This is a genomic window from Variovorax sp. 10N432 (genome assembly GCF_056394465.1).
Map to the genome: position 1 here is coordinate 59,639 of NZ_JBFTHX010000004.1, position 17,797 is coordinate 77,435.

The 17,797-nt window shown below is 67.7% G+C and carries 18 protein-coding genes; 10 read left to right on the top strand and 8 right to left on the bottom strand.

Annotated elements, in window-relative coordinates; genetic code table 11:
• Nucleotides 1-92: 92 nt before the first annotated feature.
• From gspK to gspG, 5 genes are read right to left on the bottom strand one after another with little or no spacing between them, the layout of a single operon-like run.
• Nucleotides 93-1,220 (bottom strand): type II secretion system minor pseudopilin GspK, encoded by a 1,128-nt coding sequence (gene gspK, locus AC1DF3_RS06270; protein ID WP_478139160.1) that lies wholly within the window; start codon nucleotides 1,218-1,220, stop codon nucleotides 93-95.
• Nucleotides 1,217-1,867, bottom strand: coding sequence for a PulJ/GspJ family protein (locus AC1DF3_RS06275; protein ID WP_286523592.1), 651 nt, complete (start codon nucleotides 1,865-1,867; stop codon nucleotides 1,217-1,219). The genes gspK and AC1DF3_RS06275 overlap by 4 nt, the downstream gene beginning before the upstream one ends.
• On the bottom strand, nucleotides 1,867-2,238 hold the full coding sequence (gene gspI, locus AC1DF3_RS06280; protein ID WP_286536368.1) for a type II secretion system minor pseudopilin GspI: 372 nt from the start codon (nucleotides 2,236-2,238) through the stop codon (nucleotides 1,867-1,869). Before gspI ends, AC1DF3_RS06275 begins: the two co-directional genes overlap by 1 nt.
• Nucleotides 2,235-2,738: a prepilin-type N-terminal cleavage/methylation domain-containing protein gene (locus AC1DF3_RS06285; RefSeq protein ID WP_478139161.1), complete on the bottom strand. Its 504-nt coding sequence runs from the start codon at nucleotides 2,736-2,738 to the stop codon at nucleotides 2,235-2,237. The genes gspI and AC1DF3_RS06285 overlap by 4 nt, the downstream gene beginning before the upstream one ends.
• Entirely contained in the window at nucleotides 2,713-3,177 is a 465-nt protein-coding gene (gspG, locus tag AC1DF3_RS06290; RefSeq protein ID WP_478139162.1) for a type II secretion system major pseudopilin GspG, read from the bottom strand. Before gspG ends, AC1DF3_RS06285 begins: the two co-directional genes overlap by 26 nt.
• On the opposite strand from gspG, the gene AC1DF3_RS06295 reads away from it, so the two are divergent.
• Complete coding sequence (locus AC1DF3_RS06295; RefSeq protein WP_478139163.1) at nucleotides 3,176-3,667, top strand: type II secretion system protein N; 492 nt, start codon at nucleotides 3,176-3,178, stop codon at nucleotides 3,665-3,667. The two genes, gspG and AC1DF3_RS06295, sit on opposite strands and share 2 nt — an antisense overlap.
• Before the next feature lie 10 nt (nucleotides 3,668-3,677).
• Here AC1DF3_RS06295 and ilvA read toward each other — a convergent pair whose 3' ends face one another.
• Nucleotides 3,678-5,234, bottom strand: coding sequence for a threonine ammonia-lyase, biosynthetic (gene ilvA / locus AC1DF3_RS06300; RefSeq protein ID WP_478139164.1), 1,557 nt, complete (start codon nucleotides 5,232-5,234; stop codon nucleotides 3,678-3,680).
• 251 nt (nucleotides 5,235-5,485) lie between these two features.
• On the opposite strand from ilvA, the gene AC1DF3_RS06305 reads away from it, so the two are divergent.
• Entirely contained in the window at nucleotides 5,486-5,935 is a 450-nt protein-coding gene (locus AC1DF3_RS06305; RefSeq protein ID WP_286523583.1) for an OsmC family protein, read from the top strand.
• A gap of 1 nt (nucleotide 5,936) precedes the next feature.
• On the opposite strand, the gene coq7 is transcribed toward AC1DF3_RS06305, so the two are convergent.
• Entirely contained in the window at nucleotides 5,937-6,566 is a 630-nt protein-coding gene (gene coq7, locus AC1DF3_RS06310; protein WP_478139165.1) for a 2-polyprenyl-3-methyl-6-methoxy-1,4-benzoquinone monooxygenase, read from the bottom strand.
• 282 nt (nucleotides 6,567-6,848) lie between these two features.
• Between coq7 and AC1DF3_RS06315 the strand changes: the two genes are divergently transcribed.
• The 7 genes from AC1DF3_RS06315 to AC1DF3_RS06345 all read left to right on the top strand — a co-directional run bounded on the left by AC1DF3_RS06315 (nucleotide 6,849) and on the right by AC1DF3_RS06345 (nucleotide 15,153).
• Nucleotides 6,849-8,168, top strand: a complete 1,320-nt coding sequence (locus AC1DF3_RS06315; RefSeq protein ID WP_478139166.1) for a porin — start codon at nucleotides 6,849-6,851, stop codon at nucleotides 8,166-8,168.
• 161 nt (nucleotides 8,169-8,329) lie between these two features.
• Nucleotides 8,330-9,310, top strand: coding sequence for an ABC transporter permease (locus tag AC1DF3_RS06320; RefSeq protein ID WP_286523577.1), 981 nt, complete (start codon nucleotides 8,330-8,332; stop codon nucleotides 9,308-9,310).
• The gene (locus AC1DF3_RS06325) at nucleotides 9,311-10,564 is read left to right on the top strand and encodes a M20 aminoacylase family protein (RefSeq protein WP_478139167.1); all 1,254 of its coding nucleotides are present in this window, start codon (nucleotides 9,311-9,313) and stop codon (nucleotides 10,562-10,564) included.
• 27 nt (nucleotides 10,565-10,591) lie between these two features.
• Nucleotides 10,592-12,175 (top strand): ABC transporter substrate-binding protein, encoded by a 1,584-nt coding sequence (locus AC1DF3_RS06330; protein WP_286536360.1) that lies wholly within the window; start codon nucleotides 10,592-10,594, stop codon nucleotides 12,173-12,175.
• A gap of 68 nt (nucleotides 12,176-12,243) precedes the next feature.
• Nucleotides 12,244-13,155: an ABC transporter permease gene (locus AC1DF3_RS06335; protein ID WP_286536359.1), complete on the top strand. Its 912-nt coding sequence runs from the start codon at nucleotides 12,244-12,246 to the stop codon at nucleotides 13,153-13,155.
• Nucleotides 13,156-13,171: 16 nt separating this feature from the next.
• Nucleotides 13,172-14,164, top strand: a complete 993-nt coding sequence (locus tag AC1DF3_RS06340) for an ABC transporter ATP-binding protein (RefSeq protein WP_286523571.1) — start codon at nucleotides 13,172-13,174, stop codon at nucleotides 14,162-14,164.
• Complete coding sequence (locus AC1DF3_RS06345) at nucleotides 14,161-15,153, top strand: ABC transporter ATP-binding protein (protein WP_478139168.1); 993 nt, start codon at nucleotides 14,161-14,163, stop codon at nucleotides 15,151-15,153. The genes AC1DF3_RS06340 and AC1DF3_RS06345 overlap by 4 nt, the downstream gene beginning before the upstream one ends.
• 18 nt (nucleotides 15,154-15,171) lie before the next feature.
• Here AC1DF3_RS06345 and zwf read toward each other — a convergent pair whose 3' ends face one another.
• Nucleotides 15,172-16,641 (bottom strand): glucose-6-phosphate dehydrogenase, encoded by a 1,470-nt coding sequence (gene zwf / locus AC1DF3_RS06350; RefSeq protein ID WP_286536357.1) that lies wholly within the window; start codon nucleotides 16,639-16,641, stop codon nucleotides 15,172-15,174.
• A gap of 135 nt (nucleotides 16,642-16,776) precedes the next feature.
• On the opposite strand from zwf, the gene AC1DF3_RS06355 reads away from it, so the two are divergent.
• Complete coding sequence (locus AC1DF3_RS06355; protein WP_286523566.1) at nucleotides 16,777-17,796, top strand: ABC transporter substrate-binding protein; 1,020 nt, start codon at nucleotides 16,777-16,779, stop codon at nucleotides 17,794-17,796.
• The last annotated feature ends 1 nt before the right edge of the window (nucleotide 17,797 follow it).

A 17,797-nucleotide genomic window follows, 5' to 3' on the forward strand; every position in this document is an offset into this window, starting at 1 on the left:
TTGGCGATGCTACGGAATTGATAGCATCTCTTTCAGATGCAACGGGCGTTGCGACTATTTTTGACCCATTCGGTGACAGGTGGTGTGTTGCATCAGGATCTTGCCGGCTCCGGCGTCGCGCCGGCGCCACGTTCTCGCCACACGATTCCGATGTCGATGCCGACTCGGTGCAGCAGGGTCTGTTCCTCGACCCAGGTCCGGTCGATGCGCAGGCGGGCCTGTACTTCGAAGTAGGTGGTCGACACGCTTTGCTGGTCCGGCGTGAACTGCGCCGAGCTCTGCTGGACCAGCGCGCCGGCGTCGGCCAGCGTCTTGAAATAGGACTGGGTGCGGGCCGCGACCAGGCGCTTGGCGCCGGCGAGGTCGAGGGCCGGCGTGCTCGCGAAGATGGCTTCGGCGCTGGCGGTGTTGAGGTTCAGCGGTGTCCGGGTGGGCAGCACCGTGACATAGGGTTCCAGCGCCGCGGCGGTGGAGGGCGACAGGCCGAGCCAGACCAGCTGGGCCGTGCGCTGGGGCACGAGGGGGCCGGTGGCGCTGCCGGTCACGGTGGCTGGCGCCGTGGTGGTCGGGGTGGTGGTGGTCGGGGTCGTGGTCTGCGGGGTCGAGGTGCTGGCCGTGCTGCTCGCGCTGCTGGTGGTGCCCGTAGTGCCCGTGGTTCCGGTGGCCGCGGTGCTGGCGGCGGCCGGCAGTGCGCGCCGCAGGTTGGCGGTCATCAGGTCCAGCTCCTCGGCCGGCAGCCCGAGCAGCTGGAACAGTTTCTTGAACGCGGCCACCGACGTGGCGACCGGCTTGCCGGCATCGACCAGGTTGAACGCGTTGAGCTTCGACTGGGCGTCGATGATGCGGCCCGACAGGAAGGCGTCGGGCAGCCCTTCCAGCGCGTCGCTGGCGATGTTCTTGTCGGCCGCCAGGAAGGTGGTCAGCTTGGCCTCCTCGAGCGGGATCGCCCATGGCTCGGCCAGGTAGTCCGCATTGACCCCGCTGCTGCCGGCCGCCCGGGCGTCCTCGCGCAGGATCAGCCGCGACCAGTCGAGTGCGCCGACCAGCACCCAGGCGGCCTGCGTCCGGCCCCGCTCGGCGGCCTCGACCTCGGCCGCACGCCATTGCTGCCAGAGCGCGGCCGCGGCGAAGGTGGCGACCAGCGTCACGGTCAGCATGGCCGTGAGCAGCGCTGCGCCGAACTGGCGGCCACGCTTCCCCTTGTGCATCGGCGTCTTCATGACTTCGGCACCGTCAAGCTGGGCCGGACCCAGTCCCGGGTGACCAGGCCCGCGAGCGCCGGTCCCTGGGGCAGGGCCAGCGTCAGGCGCACGCCATCCGGCATCGGCGTGGTGGCGCCGAGCGCCTCGGCGCTCGTGGCCGGGGTCCAGGCGTTGTTGCGGAAGTAGGCAAGCTGCCAGCTGTCGAGCGGAATCAGGTCGACGTCTGCGCCCCCGGTGCCGCTGCCGCCGTCGGTCGCCCAGGCGGCGGCCTGGGCCCAGGCCTGCTGCCATTCGGGGCGGGTCGTGAAACCCTGCGATTGCCAGCGCCGCCAGTGGGTGCCGCCGGCAGGGTCCGGCCGCAGCGTCCAGGCGGCGACGAAGACCACCGGCGTCGCACTGTCGGTGCTGCGGCGCGTGAGCCGCAGCACGCGGCCATCCCAGTCGATCGCCGAGGTCTGCGGCAGCGCCACCATGGCGTCGAGGTCGGCGCTCCACTGGGACAGCGTGGTCTGCAGCGTCAGCACGGCGTCGCCGCGCTCCCGGTTCAGCGACTGGGCACGTCCCATCGCATCGAGCCCGCGCCAGCTCATGAGGGCCAGCAGCGCCATGGCGGCGATCGCCACCAGGAGCTCGATCAGCGTGAATCCGCGGGCCTGGCGCCTCATCAGTAGCGCCCCACCACCGTCGACAGCCGCAGCACCGGCGCGTCGAAGGCGTCGCGCACCTGGACGTCGACCCGGCGGAAGTTCGGATTCAGCGTCGACGTGGTCGTCACGGTCACGCCGAAACTCTGGCTGGCCTGCGTGCAGACGCCGCCGGCGTCGCCCACGGGCGGCATCTGCCGTGCCAGCCGGGCCTTGATCAGCTCGTTCTCGGCGCAGATCTGGGCCAGCATCACGTCCGTCTGCCGCTGCGCGTTGCGCGTCAATGCCATCGTGGCCTGGGTGCCGGCCATCAGCGCGATGGCGACGATGCCGAGGGCGACCAGCACCTCGATCAGGGTGAAGCCGCGCGCGGCCCGGCAGGTTCGCCTCATGGCGCCACCACCGTGAAGGGGCGCAGGCCGTCGGTGCCGATGCGCAGGCTGCGATCGGGCAGCGCGTCGGAGGTCAGCAGCACCTGCTGCGCGGCGATGATCGGGTCGGGGCCCAGCTGCAGCGCGCCCACGGCCCGGCCGTCGACCCCGATCGGCTGGGCCGAGATGCCGCCGCTCAGCCAGTTCGTCGGCAGCGCGCCGGATGGCAGGCCGTCGAAGCTGAAGTTGCCGGGCCCATCGGGCGTGACGCGCCACCGCACCGCGACGCCGCTGGCACGCGACTGCGCCCGCGCCGATTCGAGCAGGGCGGCGAGCCGCTCGGCTTCGCGGTCGAGCGTGGCCTGGCCGGAGTCCCTGAGCGAGAGCCCGACACCGGCAGTGGCCAGCGCGATGATCGCGATCACCACCAGCAGCTCGAACAGCGTGAAACCGCTCGCGCCGGGCCGGCCGTGAACGGGTTGGCGGCAGTGCGAGCTACTGCCAGCTGCCGATGTCGGCATTCTTGCCTTCGCCACCGGGCTCGCCGTCGGCGCCGAGCGAAAACACGTCGATCTCGCCCTTGACGCCCGGATTCAGGTACTGGTACGGGCGGCCCCAGGGGTCGTTCGGCAGCTTCTCGACATAGGGCTTCCAGTTGGGTGCCGCCGGGCCGCTGGTGGGGCGCGCGATCAGCGCCTGCAGCCCCTGCTCGGCGCTCGGGTAGCGCTGGTTGTCGAGCCGGTACAGCTTGAGCGCCTGCATCAGGTTGTTGACGTCGGTCTTGGCCGCGGTGACCCGGGCGTCATCGGCCCGTTCGATCACGTTGGGCACGATCAGCGCGGCCAGCACGCCGATGATGACCAGCACCACCATCAACTCGATCAAGGTGAAGCCGCGCTGGAGTGCGCGGGCGGGATAGCGGATGGAAATGGGCATGGAGGAATGATAATCCGGGCTCATGTCAGTCCCTTACGCCTCCCCTCGCTGGCCCGCGGCCGCCGCCACGACCGCCCTCTGGGCATTGGCCGCGGCGAGCGTCGTGTTCTGGGGCCTGCGGCTGGCTGCGCCGGCCGACGCGCCGGCCCCGCCGCCGGTGGCCGGCACGCCGCAGGCGGCGCCCGATCCGGCCGCGGTGGCGCGGATGCTGGGCGCCGTGTCGACCCCCGCCGCAGCGGCGCCGACGCCCGAGGCCGCCAGCCGCTTCGCGCTCCTGGGCGTGGTGGCCGATGCCGACCAGCGGGGTGTGGCGCTGATCGCCGTCGACGGCAAGCCGCCGCGGCCGTTCCGGGTCGGCGCCACGGTGGCCGACGGCTACGTGCTGCAGTCGCTCGAAGCCCGGGCCGCCGCCCTGGGCGCCAGCGCCGGCTCGGCGGCCGCCTTCACGCTGCAGCTGCCGACGCGGCCGCTGGCGACCATGACCCCGCCCGCGCCCCTGCCGCCGCAGAACTGACGCAAGACAACTAGATCAGAAAGAGCCGGTACACCGGGTTGTCGGTTTCCTCCACGAACGGGTAGCCCAGCGTCTGGAGGAAGGCATCGAAGGCCTCGTGTTCGGCCGCGGGCACCTGCAGCCCGACCAGGATGCGTCCGTAGTCGGCCCCCTGGTTGCGGTAGTGGAACAGGCTGATGTTCCAGTTCGGCCCCAGCAGGCTCAGGAACTTCAGCAGCGCCCCCGGCCGCTCGGGGAAGACGAAGCGCAGCAGCCGCTCTTCTTGCGCGAGGCTGGTGCGGCCGCCCACCATGTGGCGGATGTGTTCCTTGGCGAGCTCGTCGTGCGTGAGATCGATGGCACCGAAGCCATGCGCCACGAAGGTGTCGGCGATGGTGGTCGATTCGCCGCGCGCCGAGGTCGTCAGGCCGACGAACACATGGGCTTCCTTCGAGTCGCTGATGCGGTAGTTGAATTCGGTCACGTTGCGCGAGGCGCCGGGCAGCTGGCCGACCAGTTCGCAGAAGCGGCGGAAGCTGCCGCGCTCCTCGGGGATCGTCACCGCGAACAGCGCCTCGCGCTCCTCGCCGACCTCCGCGCGTTCGGCCACGAAGCGCAGGCGGTCGAAGTTCATGTTGGCGCCGCAGAGGATCGCGGCATAGGTTTCGCCGCGCGTGCCGCGGGCCTCGACGTACTGCTTGATCGCCGCCACCGCGAGCGCACCGGCCGGCTCGACGATGCTGCGGGTGTCGATGAAGACATCCTTGATGCCGGCGCAGACCGCATCGGTGTCGACCGTGATGAATTCGTCCACCAGTTCGCTCGAGATGCGGAAGGTCTCCTCGCCGACCAGCTTGACCGCCGTGCCGTCGGAAAACAGCCCGACGTCCGGCAGCGTCACGCGCTGGTGGGCGGCGACCGATTGCATCATCGCGTCGGAGTCGTTCATCTGCACGCCGATCACGCGAATCTCGGGCCGCAGCGCCTTGATGTAGTTGGCCACCCCCGAGATCAGGCCGCCGCCGCCGATGGCGACGAACACCGCGTGCAGCGGCCCCTGGTGCTGGCGCAGCATTTCCATGGCGATCGTGCCCTGGCCGGCGATCACGTCCGGGTCGTCGAACGGGTGCACGAAGGTGAGCCCGTGCAGCTTCTGCTGCTCGAGCGCATAGCCATAGGCGTCCGAATAGCTGTCGCCGTGCAGGTGGACCTCGCCGCCGAGCGCGCGCACCGCGTCGATCTTCAGTTGCGGGGTGGTCACCGGCATCACCACCACGGCCCGCGCCCCGAGTTTGCGCGCGCCCAGGGCCACGCCTTGCGCATGGTTGCCGGCCGAAGCGCAGATCACGCCGGCGGCGAGCTGTTCGGCGCTCAGCTGCGCCATCTTGTTGTAGGCGCCGCGCAGCTTGAAGCTGAAGACGGGCTGCTGGTCCTCGCGCTTGAGCAGCACGGTGTTGCCGAGCCTGGCGCTCAGGGCGCGCGCCGGTTCGAGCGCCGATTCGACCGCCACGTCGTAGACGCGCGCAGTCAGGATCTTCTTGAGGTAGTCGGCAGGGGTAAGGGGCGGGGTCGGGGTCGGGGAGGACATAGGGCCGCGATCATAGGCCTCGCCGAGGCGTCGGCCCGACCCCAAGAAAAAAGCCCCGGGCCTTGCGGCTCGGGGCTAAATCCACCAATTGGGAGGGTGGAGGAGACAACCGGTGCACATATGTGGATGTGCGATGAAATAAAGTATATCGGTTGATTGCTGCAATGCAACACGCCCGTTGCTTTTTTTGAACACTCAATCACGTCGTGCGGTGATTTCCCCGCTCGCGCGACGACTTTTCGGAGCTGAAGATGGAATGCACAGTAAGTTGGACCGGCAACGCCGGCACGCGATCGGCGATGGGCTTCGTCGCCGAGACCGGCAGCGGCCATGTCCTGATGATGGATGGCGCGCCGGATGCCGCCAAGCCCGAGAACGGCGGCCAGAACCTGGCTGCCCGGCCGATGGAGACGGTGCTGGCCGGGACCGGCGGCTGCACCGCCTACGACGTCGTGCACATCCTCAAGCGCGGCCGGCACCAGGTCGAGCGCTGCAGTGTCAAACTGACCAGCGAGCGGGCCGAAAAAGATCCCAAGGTCTTCACCAAGATCCACATGCACTTCACGGTGGCGGGCAAGGGCATTCCGGCGGCGGCGGTCGAACGCGCGATCGCCCTCAGCCACGACACCTACTGCTCGGCCACCATCATGCTCGGCAAGACGGCCGAGATCACGACGAGTTTCGACCTGGTGGAGGCCTGATTCAGATCCTGTGTGCGACCGTGGTCATCACACGGGACGCCATCCGCATCAAGGCCTTCGCCGGCGCCGGCAGTTCCTTGGCCCCGGCGTTCCAGGCCTGGGCCGCGTGACGGGCCTCGTCCACTTTCATCTGCTCGACTACGGCGCGCGAGGCGGTGTCGGCCGCCGGCAGGCGGTCGAGATGGCCATCGAGGTGCGCTTCGACCTGGCGCTCGGTCTCGGCCACGAAGCCCAGGCTGGTCGCATCCCCGAAGCGGCCCGCCACCAGTCCGAGCCCGAATGCGCCCAGATACCAGAGCGGGTTCAGGACCGACGCGTGGCTCCCCAGGTCGTCGATCCGCTGCTGGGTCCAGGCCAGGTGGTCGGTTTCCTCGCGCGCCGCCTCTTCGAAGTGCCGCCGCAGGGCAGGGTCCCGCGTGACCGCCGCCTGTGCCGTATAGAGTGCCTGTGCGCACACCTCCCCGACATGGTTGACCCGCATCAGGGCGCCGGCCTCGCGCCGCTCGGCCTCGCTCAGGCTGCCGCCAGCCACCGCGGGCGCGGGCAGCGCCCGCGTCGCGTGCGGCTTGGCAAAAAGAGTGCGCAGCGCCGCGTCGGCCGCGCCCAGGACGGAGTCAAGCGTTCGGTACATGAAGCGATTGGAACCGATGTACAAAATGTCACATGCATGGAGCGCCAACGTTCCACATCATGAAGCGGACAAGCGGGCCAAAGCTTTGTTGCACCGCTGCAACGAAACGCCTCACCCGGCCGCCTTTTCGGGCGAATTGCTTTGCCCTCCCGAAGCGGCTCTGGTGCAATAGCGACAACTTCCCAAAAGGAGGTTGGCCCGGGGTCCGGTGGGAGCACAAAGTGCCAGTCACGGTGAGCCCTTCGCACCGGAGCCCTATGTTTAACCTTGGAGAAACTTGCAATGAAAAAATCTCTAGTTGCCCTGGCTGCTCTGGCTGTTGCCGGTATTGCCTCGGCTCAGTCGTCGGTCACCCTGTTCGGTGTGGTTGACGCGACGATCAACGGCATTTCGAACAAGACCGACCAGCCGGTGTTCCTGGGCAACGTCAATGGCCTGCCGGTCTTCGGCGTCCAGAGCGTCACGACCAGCCAGACGAAGTTGACCAACTCGGGCTACAACTCCAGCCGCCTGGGCTTCCGTGGTACGGAAGACCTCGGTGGTGGCCTGGCTGCCAGCTTCTGGCTCGAAGCCGGCATGAGCAACGATGACGGCAACGGCGCTGCTACCGGTGGTGGCCTGAACTTCAACCGTCGTTCGACGGTCAGCCTGTCGGGCAACTTCGGTGAAGTGCGCCTCGGTCGCGACTACACCCCGACGTTCTGGAACGACACCGTGTTCGATCCGTTCGGCACCAACGGCGTGGGTACCAACCTGATCTCCACCGCCAACGGTTTCAGCAGCAACGGCGCCCGCACGGGTGGCTTCACCGCGAACAACAACTACGTTCGCGCCAGCAACTCGGTCGGCTACTTCCTGCCGCCGAACCTGGGTGGTTTCTACGGCCAGGTGATGTACTCGTTCAACGAGAAGACCAGCTACGATCCGGGCGGCCTGACCCCTCCCGGCTCGGTGGYCATCGTGAACAACCCCGCGCTGCTGCTCATTCCTGGCAATGAGCGCGCTGGCCGCTACGGTGGTGGTCGCGTCGGCTACGCCAACGGTCCCCTGGACGTTGCTATCGCCTACGGCCAAAGCACCATCGCGTCGAACTTCTACGCCGGCACGACGAACAACCTGAACACCTGGAACCTTGGTGCTTCGTACGACTTCGGCGTGGTCAAGCTGTTCGGTGAATACTCGAATGCTGAACTGAAGCAAGAGAGCTCGACGAACTTCATCGCTGGTGTGACCAACCCGTTCGGCTGGCGTAACCCCGGCGCTGACGGCTGGCTGATCGGCGCAACCGTGCCTGTCGGTCCTGGCCTGATCCGCCTGTCGTACTCGGCAGTCAACTACAAGAACACCGGTTCGCTGATCAACCCGGCCAACCCGTTCCTCGGCTTCAATGACGACGCCAAGGCTGACAAGTTCGCCCTGGGCTATGTGCACAACCTGTCGAAGCGTACGGCCCTGTACGCAACGGTGGCGTACCTGAGCAACAAGGACGGTGCTGACCTGACGCTGGGCGGCCCGGCTTTCTTCTCGTCGAGCGCCACCATCGTTACCGGCGTGCCGAAGAGCTCGACCGGCTACGACTTCGGTATCCGTCACGCTTTCTGATCTGACGCTGGCGCAAGCCAGCATCAATGGGAAGTCTTGAAAGCCACTCGACGAAAGTCGAGTGGCTTTTTTCATGGCCGAACCGGCGGCGCACCCCCGGGGAACCCCCTCTTGGGCACGCAGCTTGCTCTGCTAGCATCATTGGTCACTCTTGTTTCTGAATGATTGCTTTCGTACTGCGCCGCCTGATCCAGGCCGTGATCGTCATGGTCGCGGTTGCCTTCTTCGCCTTCCTCCTGTTCCAGTACGTGGGCGATCCGGTCGTCTTCCTGCTCGGCCAGGACGCCAAGCCCGAGCAGATCCGCGAACTGCGCGCCGCCTTGGGGCTCGACAAGCCCTTCTTCGTGCAGTTCTGGCACTTCCTGGTCAATGCGGCGCAAGGCGAGTTCGGCCTCAGCCTGCGGCAGGGCGCCAAGGTCTCGCGGCTGATCGGCGAGCGCTTCCCCGCGACGCTCGAACTGTCGCTGGTGGCCGCGGTGCTGGCGTTGGTCATCGGCATCCCGATGGGCGTCTACACGGCGCTGCGGCGCGGCAGCGTCACCAGCCAGGTCTTCATGACGCTGTCGCTGCTCGGCGTCTCGCTGCCGACCTTCCTGATCGGCATCCTGCTGATCCTGGTGTTCGCGGTGCACCTGGGCTGGTTCCCGAGCTTCGGCCGCGGCGAGACGGTGCAGATGGGCTGGTGGAGCACCGGCCTGCTGAAGTCCGATGGCTGGATGCACATCGTGCTGCCCGCGATCACGCTGGCGATCTTCCAGCTGACGCTCATCATGCGGCTGGTGCGCGCCGAGATGCTCGAAGTGCTGCGCGCCGACTACATCAAGTTCGCGCGGGCACGGGGCCTGTCCGACCGCGCGATCCATTTCGGTCATGCGCTCAAGAACACGCTGGTGCCGGTGATGACCATCACCGGGCTGCAGCTCGGCGGCCTGATCGCGTTCTCGATCATCACCGAGTCGGTATTCCAGTGGCCCGGCATGGGGCTGCTGTTCATCCAGGCCGTGACCTTCGCCGACATCCCCGTGATGGCCGCGTACCTCTGCCTGATCGCCCTCATCTTCGTCGTCATCAATCTCGTGGTCGATCTGCTCTATTTCGTGGTCGATCCGAGGTTGAGGATCAGCAACGCCGGAGGCCACTGAATGACTGAACCCCGACTGCAGGCGGCCGGCAGGCCCTTTGCGCACATCGCGCGCCTCCATCCCGAACTGACCGCGTTCCGGCGCGACCTGCACGCGCATCCCGAACTCGGCTTCGAAGAGGTCTACACCTCGGGCCGCGTCCACGAGGCGCTGAAGGCCTGCGGCGTGGACGAGATCCACACCGGCATCGGCAAGACCGGCGTGGTGGGCGTGATCCGTGGCCGCAGCACGGCCAGCGGCCGCATGCTGGGCTTGCGCGCCGACATGGATGCGCTGCCGATGGCCGAGGACAACGACTTCGAGTGGCGCTCGGGCAAGCAGGGCCTGATGCATGGCTGCGGCCACGACGGCCATACCGCGATGCTGGTCGGCGCCGCGCGCTACCTGGCCGAGACGCGCAACTTCGACGGCACCGCGGTGCTCATCTTCCAGCCCGGCGAGGAAGGTTTCGCGGGCGCCCGGGTGATGATCGAGGAGGGCCTCTTCGACCGCTTCCCGGTCGACTCGGTCTATGCCATGCACAACTGGCCCGGCATGCCGGCCGGAACGGTCGGCATCAATCGCGGCGCGATGATGGCGGCGGCCGATCGCATCACCATCGAAGTCACGGGCAAGGGCGGCCACGGGGCTCATGCCTATCTGACGGTCGACCCGGTGGTGGTGTCGGCCCACATCATCACGGCGGTGCAGAGCATCGTGTCGCGCAATGTGCGGCCGATCGATGCCGCGGTGGTCAGCATCTGCGCCGTGCACGCCGGCGACCTGGGCGCGATGAGCGTGGTGCCGGGCAAGGCGACGCTGGTCGGCACCGTGCGCACCTTCAGTTCGCGCGTGCAGGAGCAGGTCGAGCGGCGACTGGTCGAACTCAGCAGCGCGGTGGCCGCGGGCTTCGGCGCCACCGCCCAGGTGAAGTTCGAGCGCATCTATCCGGCCACCATCAACACGGCCCCCGAGGCCCAGTTCGCGGGTGACGTGGCGCAGGCCCTGGTGGGCGCGCACAACGTCGAGCGCAACATGGAGCCCAGCATGGGCGCCGAGGATTTCTCCTTCATGCTGCAGAAGAAAGCCGGCGCCTACCTGCGCATCGGTCAGGACGCCCGCGGCGGCGCTTTTCTGCACAACAGCCAGTACGACTTCAACGACGAGATTCTGCCGTTGGGCGCCGCCTTGCACGCGGGCCTGGTCGAGCAGGGCATGCCGCTGGCCGCCAAGGCCGGCACCACAAAAAACAGGACCGTCTCGACGGCCGCCTGAATCTTTCCAACCCGAGGAGTGCTTCCCATGAGTCTGAAGAAAAGCGTGGTCGCGGCCGCGATCCTGTCCGTGCTGGCGACCGCGAGCCTGATGGCCGGTGCCCAGACGATCCGCATCGCCAACCAGGGCGACGCGTTGTCGCTCGATCCGCATTCGCTCAACGAATCGCTGCAGCTCAGCGTCGCGGCCAATGTCTACGAGACCCTGACCGGCCGCAACAAGGACCTGAGCCTGGCGCCGCTCCTGGCCACCAGCTGGAAGCAGACCTCGCCCAACGTCTGGCGCTTCGAATTGCGCAAGGGCGTGCAGTTCCACGACGGCACGCCGTTCACCGCCGACGACGTGGTCTTCAGCTTCGCCCGCGCCAAGGGCGACGGCTCCGACATGAAGGCCACGCTGAGCGACATCAAGGAAGTGCGCAAGGTGGGCGACCTGGCGGTCGAGATCGAGACCAATGGCGCCTTCCCGATCCTGCCCGACGTGATCTCGCTGACCATGATCATGAGCAAGAAGTGGTGCGAGGAGAACGGCGCCGCCAAGCCGGTCGACAAGCGCAAGGGCATCGAGAACACCGCGTCGTTCAAGGCCAACGGCACCGGTCCGTTCCGCGTCCGCGAGCGCCAGCCCGATGTCCGCACCGTGTTCACGCGCAACGCCAACTACTGGGGCAAGATCGAAGGCAACGCGCAGGAGATCATCTTCACGCCGATCGCCAATCCGGCGACCCGCGTCGCCGCGCTGGTGTCGGGCCAGGTCGACGTGATGGAGCCCGTGCCGGTGCAGGACATCGCACGCATCACGGCCAGCCCCAATGCCCGCGTGATCACCGGCCCCGAGCTGCGCACCATCTTCATGGGCATGGACCAGAAGCGCGACGAGCTGCTCTATTCGAGCGTCAAGGGCAAGAACCCGTTCAAGGACAAGCGCGTGCGCCAGGCCTTCTTCCAGGCCATCGACATCGTCGGTATCCAGAAGACCGTGATGCGCGGCGCCTCGCGCCCGACCGCCTTGCTGGTCGGCCCGGGTGTCAACGGCTGGAGCGAGCAGCAGGACAAGCGCCTGCCCTTCGACGTCGACGCCGCCAAGAAGCTGCTCACCGATGCGGGCTACCCGAACGGCTTCGAAGTCACGCTGAACTGCCCGAACGACCGCTACGTGAACGACGGCCAGATCTGCCAGAGCGTGGCCTCCAACCTCGCGAAGATCGGCGTCAAGATCAACCTCGCGACCGAGACCAAGGGCACGTACTTCCCGAAGATCCTGCGCCGCGACACCAGCTTCTACCTGCTGGGCTGGACCCCGACCACCTATGACGCGCACAACGCGCTGTCGTCGCTCACCGCCTGCCCGGACGACAAGGGCACGGGCCAGTTCAACCTGGGCGCCTACTGCAATCCCAAGCTCGACGAGCTGACCAAGAAGATCCAGTCGGAAAGCGACAAGGGCAAGCGCGACGCGATGATCAAGGAAGCCTTCACGATCCACATGGACGACGTCGGCCACCTGCCGCTGCACCAGCAGTCGCTGGCCTGGGGCGTGAGCAAGAAGGTCGAGCTGACGCAGCTGGCCGACAACTTCATGTACTTCAAGTGGATGAGCATCAAGCCGTAATGCCATGGCGGGCCGCCTTCGGGCGGCCCGCTCGCTTCCGGCCATAGACGCCATCTTTTCGCTCCCCGATGAAAAAAACCCTAGCGCGCTGGCTCGACAGCGATGTCGGACACAGCTTCCGCAACTCGCCGGTCGCGATGATCGCCGCCGTCATCGCGTTCCTGTGCCTGTTCTGCGCCGTCTTCGCCGGCTGGGTGACGCCCCACAATCCCTTCGACCTGGCCACGCTCGAACTCGGCGATGCCCGCCTGCCGCCAGCCTGGAGCGCCGAGGGCTCCACCAAATACCTGTTTGGCACCGACGACCAGGGCCGGGACATTCTCTCGGCCGTGATCTACGGCGCCCGCATCTCGCTGGTCGTCGGCATCGTCTCGGTGGTGCTGTCGGTCCTGGTCGGCGTGATGCTCGGCCTGCTCGCCGGCTTCTGGGGCGGCTGGCTCGATGCCTTCCTGATGCGGGTCTGCGACGTGATGCTGTCGTTCCCGCCGATCCTGATCGCGCTGCTGATGGCCGGCGTCGGCCGGGCGCTGTTTCCCGACGCGCCGACCTCGGTCGCCTTCGGCGTGCTGATCGTCGCCATCTCGCTGACCGGCTGGGTGCAGTACGCCCGCACCGTGCGCGGCTCGACGCTGGTCGAGCGCAGCAAGGAGTACGTGCAGGCGGCGCGCGTGACCGGCGTTTCGCGCTGGCGCATCATGATGCGCCACGTGCTGCCGAACGTCATGGGGCCGGTGATGGTGCTGGCCACGATCCAGGTCGCGACCGCGATCATCACCGAAGCCACCTTGTCGTTCCTGGGCGTCGGCGTGCCGCCGACCTCGCCCTCGCTGGGCACCTTGATCCGGACCGGCAACGACTACCTGTTCTCGGGCGAATGGTGGATCACGGTGTTCCCGGGCGCGATGCTGGTGCTGATCTCTCTCAGCGTCAACCTGCTGGGCGACTGGCTGCGCGATGCCTTGAACCCGCGCTTGCGCTGAAGCTGGAGCCCCGCACATGAGTCTTCTGCAAGTTCGGAACCTGGTCGTCGAGTTCCCGCACCGCCGCGGCACGCTGCGCGCGCTCGACGACATTTCCTTCGAGATCGCGCCGGGGGAGATCCTCGGCGTGGTGGGTGAGTCCGGTGCCGGCAAGTCGCTCACCGGCGCCGCCATCATCGGCCTGCTCGAGCCGCCGGGCCGCGTGGCCGGCGGCGAGATCCTTCTTGAAGGGCAGCGCATCGACAACCTCGGCCACGAGGCGATGCGCCACATCCGCGGGCGCAAGATCGGCGCGATCTTCCAGGATCCGCTGACCTCGCTGAATCCGCTGTACACCGTGGGCCGGCAGCTGGTGGAGACCATCCGCGCGCACCTGCCGGTGAGCGAGAGCGAGGCGCGGCGGCGCGCCATCGGCCTGCTGCAGGACACGGGCATCCCGGCGGCGGAACAGCGCATCGACCACTTTCCGCACCAGTTCTCGGGCGGCATGCGGCAGCGCGTGGTGATCGCACTGGCGCTGGCGGCCGAGCCGAAGCTGATCGTCGCCGACGAGCCGACCACGGCCCTCGACGTCTCGATCCAGGCGCAGATCATCGAACTGCTCAAGGGCATCTGCAAGGATCGCGGCGCTGCGGTGATGCTGATCACCCACGACATGGGCGTGATCGCCGAGACCTGCGACCGCGTGGCCGTGATGTATGCGGGCCGGGTGGCCGAGATCGGGCCGGTGCACGAGGTGATCCACCAGCCCGCCCACCCCTACACCGCGGGCCTGATGGCCGCCATTCCAGACATGACGATGGACCGCGAACGCCTGAACCAGATCGATGGCGCGATGCCGCGCCTCAACGCGATCCCGCGCGGCTGCGCCTACAACCCGCGTTGCCCGCGCGTGTTCGACCATTGCATGACCGAGCGCCCGGACCTGTTCAACGCCGGCGCGACCCGCGCCGCCTGCTGGCTGCACGAGGTGCACACCGCGTCGCCGGCCTATGGGGGCTTGGCATGACGGCGCTGGTCCAGGCGCACGACCTGGCGAAGAGCTTCGATGTCTCGCCGCCCTGGCTCAACCGGGTGCTCGAGCGCAAGCCGCGCGTGCAGCTGAAGGCGGTCGACGGCGTGAGCTTCTCGATCGAGCGCGGCAAGACGCTGGCGCTGGTGGGCGAGTCCGGTTGCGGCAAGAGCACGGTGGCGCGCCTGCTGGTCGGCCTCTACGAGCCGACCCGTGGCGGCATGCAGTTCGACGGCCAGGACGCGCACGCCGCCTTCAAGACTCCCGCGGGGCGCATCCTGCGCCGGCGCGTGCAGATGATCTTCCAGGACCCGTACGCGAGCCTCAATCCGCGCTGGATCGTCGAGGACATCGTCGGCGAGCCGCTGCGCGAGCACGGCATCCTGAAGGAAGGCCCGGCACTCAAGGCGCGCGTGGGAGAGCTGCTGCAGTCGGTCGGCCTGAGCCCGCTCGACATGGTGAAGTACCCGCACCAGTTCTCCGGTGGACAGCGGCAGCGGATCTCGATCGCGCGGGCGCTGGCGACCCAGCCCGAGTTCCTGGTCTGCGACGAACCGACCTCGGCGCTCGACGTCAGCGTGCAGGCGCAGGTGCTCAACATCATGAAGGACCTGCAGCGCGCGCAGGGCCTGACCTATCTCTTCATCTCGCACAACCTGGCGGTGGTGCGGCATGTGGCCGACCAGGTCGGCGTGATGTATCTGGGTCGGCTGGTGGAGGTGGCGGACAAGGCGCACCTGTTCGCGACGCCGCAGCATCCCTACACCCGGATGCTGCTCGATGCGATCCCGCAGATGAAGCACACCGGCCGCCGCCGAACGCCGGTGCAGGGCGAAGTGCCCAATCCCCTGAACCCGCCGAGCGGCTGCACCTTCCATCCGCGCTGCCCGCTGGCCAACGAGCGCTGCAAGACCGAGCGGCCGCCGCTGCAGATGCTGCGCGGCGTGCAAGTCGCCTGCCACGCGGTGGAAGAAGGCCGAGACTGAGACCTTGCGGGACTGGGGCTACTGCTCTTCGCCCCAGGCGTAGCCGTCTCTGGCGATCATCGCGCTCGACGCGCTCGGCCCCCAGGTGCCGGCCGCATACGGGCGCGGCGCGCCTTCGGCGGCCCAGCTGTCGATCAGCGGCTCGACCCAGCGCCAGGCTTCTTCCTGCTCGTCGCTGCGCACGAACAGGTTCAGCCGGCCGTCGATGACGTCGAGCAGCAGCCGCTCGTAGGCACCGACGCGCTCGGTGCCGAAGCGCTTGTCGAAGTCGAGGTCGAGCTGCACCGGCGCCAACTGCGGGCCGGCATGGCGGTCGCCGTTGCGTTGCCGCTTGTCCTGCGCCTGGGCCAGCAGGTGCAGTTCGAGCCCGTCCTTGGGCTGCAGGTTGATCACCAGCTTGTTGGCCGCGTTGAGGGGCGCCCGATAGATCGCGTGCGGGGTCTCGCGGAAGCTGACCTCGATGCGCGCATCGCGCGAGCCCAGCCGCTTGCCGGTGCGGATGTAGAGCGGCACGCCGGCCCAGCGCCAGTTGGCGATCTCGGTGCGCAGCGCGACGAAGGTCTCGGTGCGGCTCTCGGGGTCGACGCCGGGCTCGTCGCGGTAGCCCTGGACGCGCTCGCCGTAGGCGGTGCCGGCTGTGTACTGGCCGCGGATCGCGTGCATCCCGATCGATTCGGCGGTCCAGGGCTTGAGCGCCCGCAGCACCTTGAGCTTCTCGTCGCGGATGGCGTCGGCGTGGGCGTTGATCGGCGGCTCCATGCCGAGCGCGCAGACCAGCTGCAGCGCATGGTTCTGCACCATGTCGCGCAGGGCGCCGGTCTGGTCGTAGAAGGCGCCGCGCTTCTCGACGCCGAGGTCTTCGCCGATCGTGATCTGGATGTTGGCGATGTATTCGCGGCGCCAGATCGGCTCGAACAGCGCGTTGCCGAAGCGCATCGCGAACAGGTTCTGCACCGAGGGCTTGCCCAGGTAGTGGTCGATGCGGAACACCTGCTGCTCGGTCAGCACCTTGCGCACCGCACTGTTGATCTCGCGGTTCGATGCCAGGTCATGGCCGAGCGGCTTCTCGAGCACCAGCCGCACGTGCGGGCCGTTGAGCCCGGCGACGGCCAGCTGCTCGACCGCCTGCGTGAAGAGCCCGGGCGCGGTCGCAAGGTACATCACGACGGTGTCGGCATTGCGCTGCTTCAGCAGTTCGCCGAGCTTGGCGTAGTCCTCGGGCTTCGAGAGGTCCATGCGCTGGAAGTACAGCATCGAGGCGAACTGCTTGAACTCCTCGGGCGAGGGCCGCTTGGCGCCCTCGACCGCCGCGAAGCGCGACTGGATCAGTTCGCGGTAGGCGTCGTCGGTGAGGTTGTCGCGCGCCACGCCGATGATGCGCCCGCCTTCGGGCAGGCTGCCGTGGCGGAAGGCCTGGAACAGCGCCGGCATCAGCTTGCGCCATGCGAGGTCACCGGTGCCGCCAAAGAGGACGAGGTCGAAACTCATGGATACATCCGTGGTGTTGTTGAGGGCCGAGCATGCAGCTTTCAGCGAATGGTACTTGTACCGATCCTGCGCGGTCCGGTACGCGATAAGCTGAAAAGCGGCCCGCGGGGCCTTTTTTGTTCTTGAGAGGTCCTGATGAAGAAAATTTTTGCGATGACCGCGGCGGCTGCGCTGCTGGGCGCCACGGGCGCCGCTTCGGCCCAGACCGTCAACGTCATCTGCTCGGTGCAGGCCGAATGGTGCAACATGATCGCCACGGTCTACGCACGCACCACCGGCGTCAAGCTCAACATGTCGCTCAAGGGCTCGGGCGAGGCGCTGGCGCAGCTGATCGCCGAGAAAGAGAACCCCAAGACCGACGTCTGGTTCGGCGGTACCGGCGACCCGCATCTGCAGGCGGCCGAATCGGGCCTGACGCTCGAATACAAGTCGCCCAGCCTGCCGCAGCTCTATCCGTGGGCGCAGCAGCAGGCCCAGCAGTCGGGCTGGAAGACCGTCGGCATCTACTCGGGGCCGCTGGGCTTCGGCTACAACACCGAACTGCTGCAGAAGAAGAAGCTGGCCGTGCCGCGCAGCTGGGCCGACCTGCTCAAGCCCGAGTACAAGGGCGACATCCAGGTCGCCAACCCGGCCTCCAGCGGCACCGCCTACACGATGATCGCGACCCTGGTCCAGCTGATGGGCGAGGACAAGGCCTTCGAGTACCTCAAGGGCCTGCACAAGAACGTCGGCCAGTACACGCGCTCGGGCACCGGACCGATCAAGGCGGTGGCGCGCGGCGAGACCGCGGTGTCGATCAGCTTCGTCCACGATGCGCCGCAGGAGCGGATGCAGGGCTTCCCGGTCCAGACCGTGACGCCGTCCGAAGGCACCGGCGCCGAGATCGGCTCGATGAGCATCGTCAAGGGTGCGCGCAACCTGGCCGAGGCCAAGAAGTTCTACGAATGGGCGCTGACGCCGCAGGCCCAGACCTTCGGCGCCGCGGCCAAGCAGTTCCAGCTGCCGTCGAACAAGGCGACGCCGGTCGACGCCAACGTGCCGGACTTCAAGAAGATCAAGATGATCGACTACGACTACGCCAAGTACGGCGCCAGCGCCGAACGCAAACGCCTGATCGCGCGCTGGGAGAAGGACGTCAATTCGCTGCCGCGCTGAG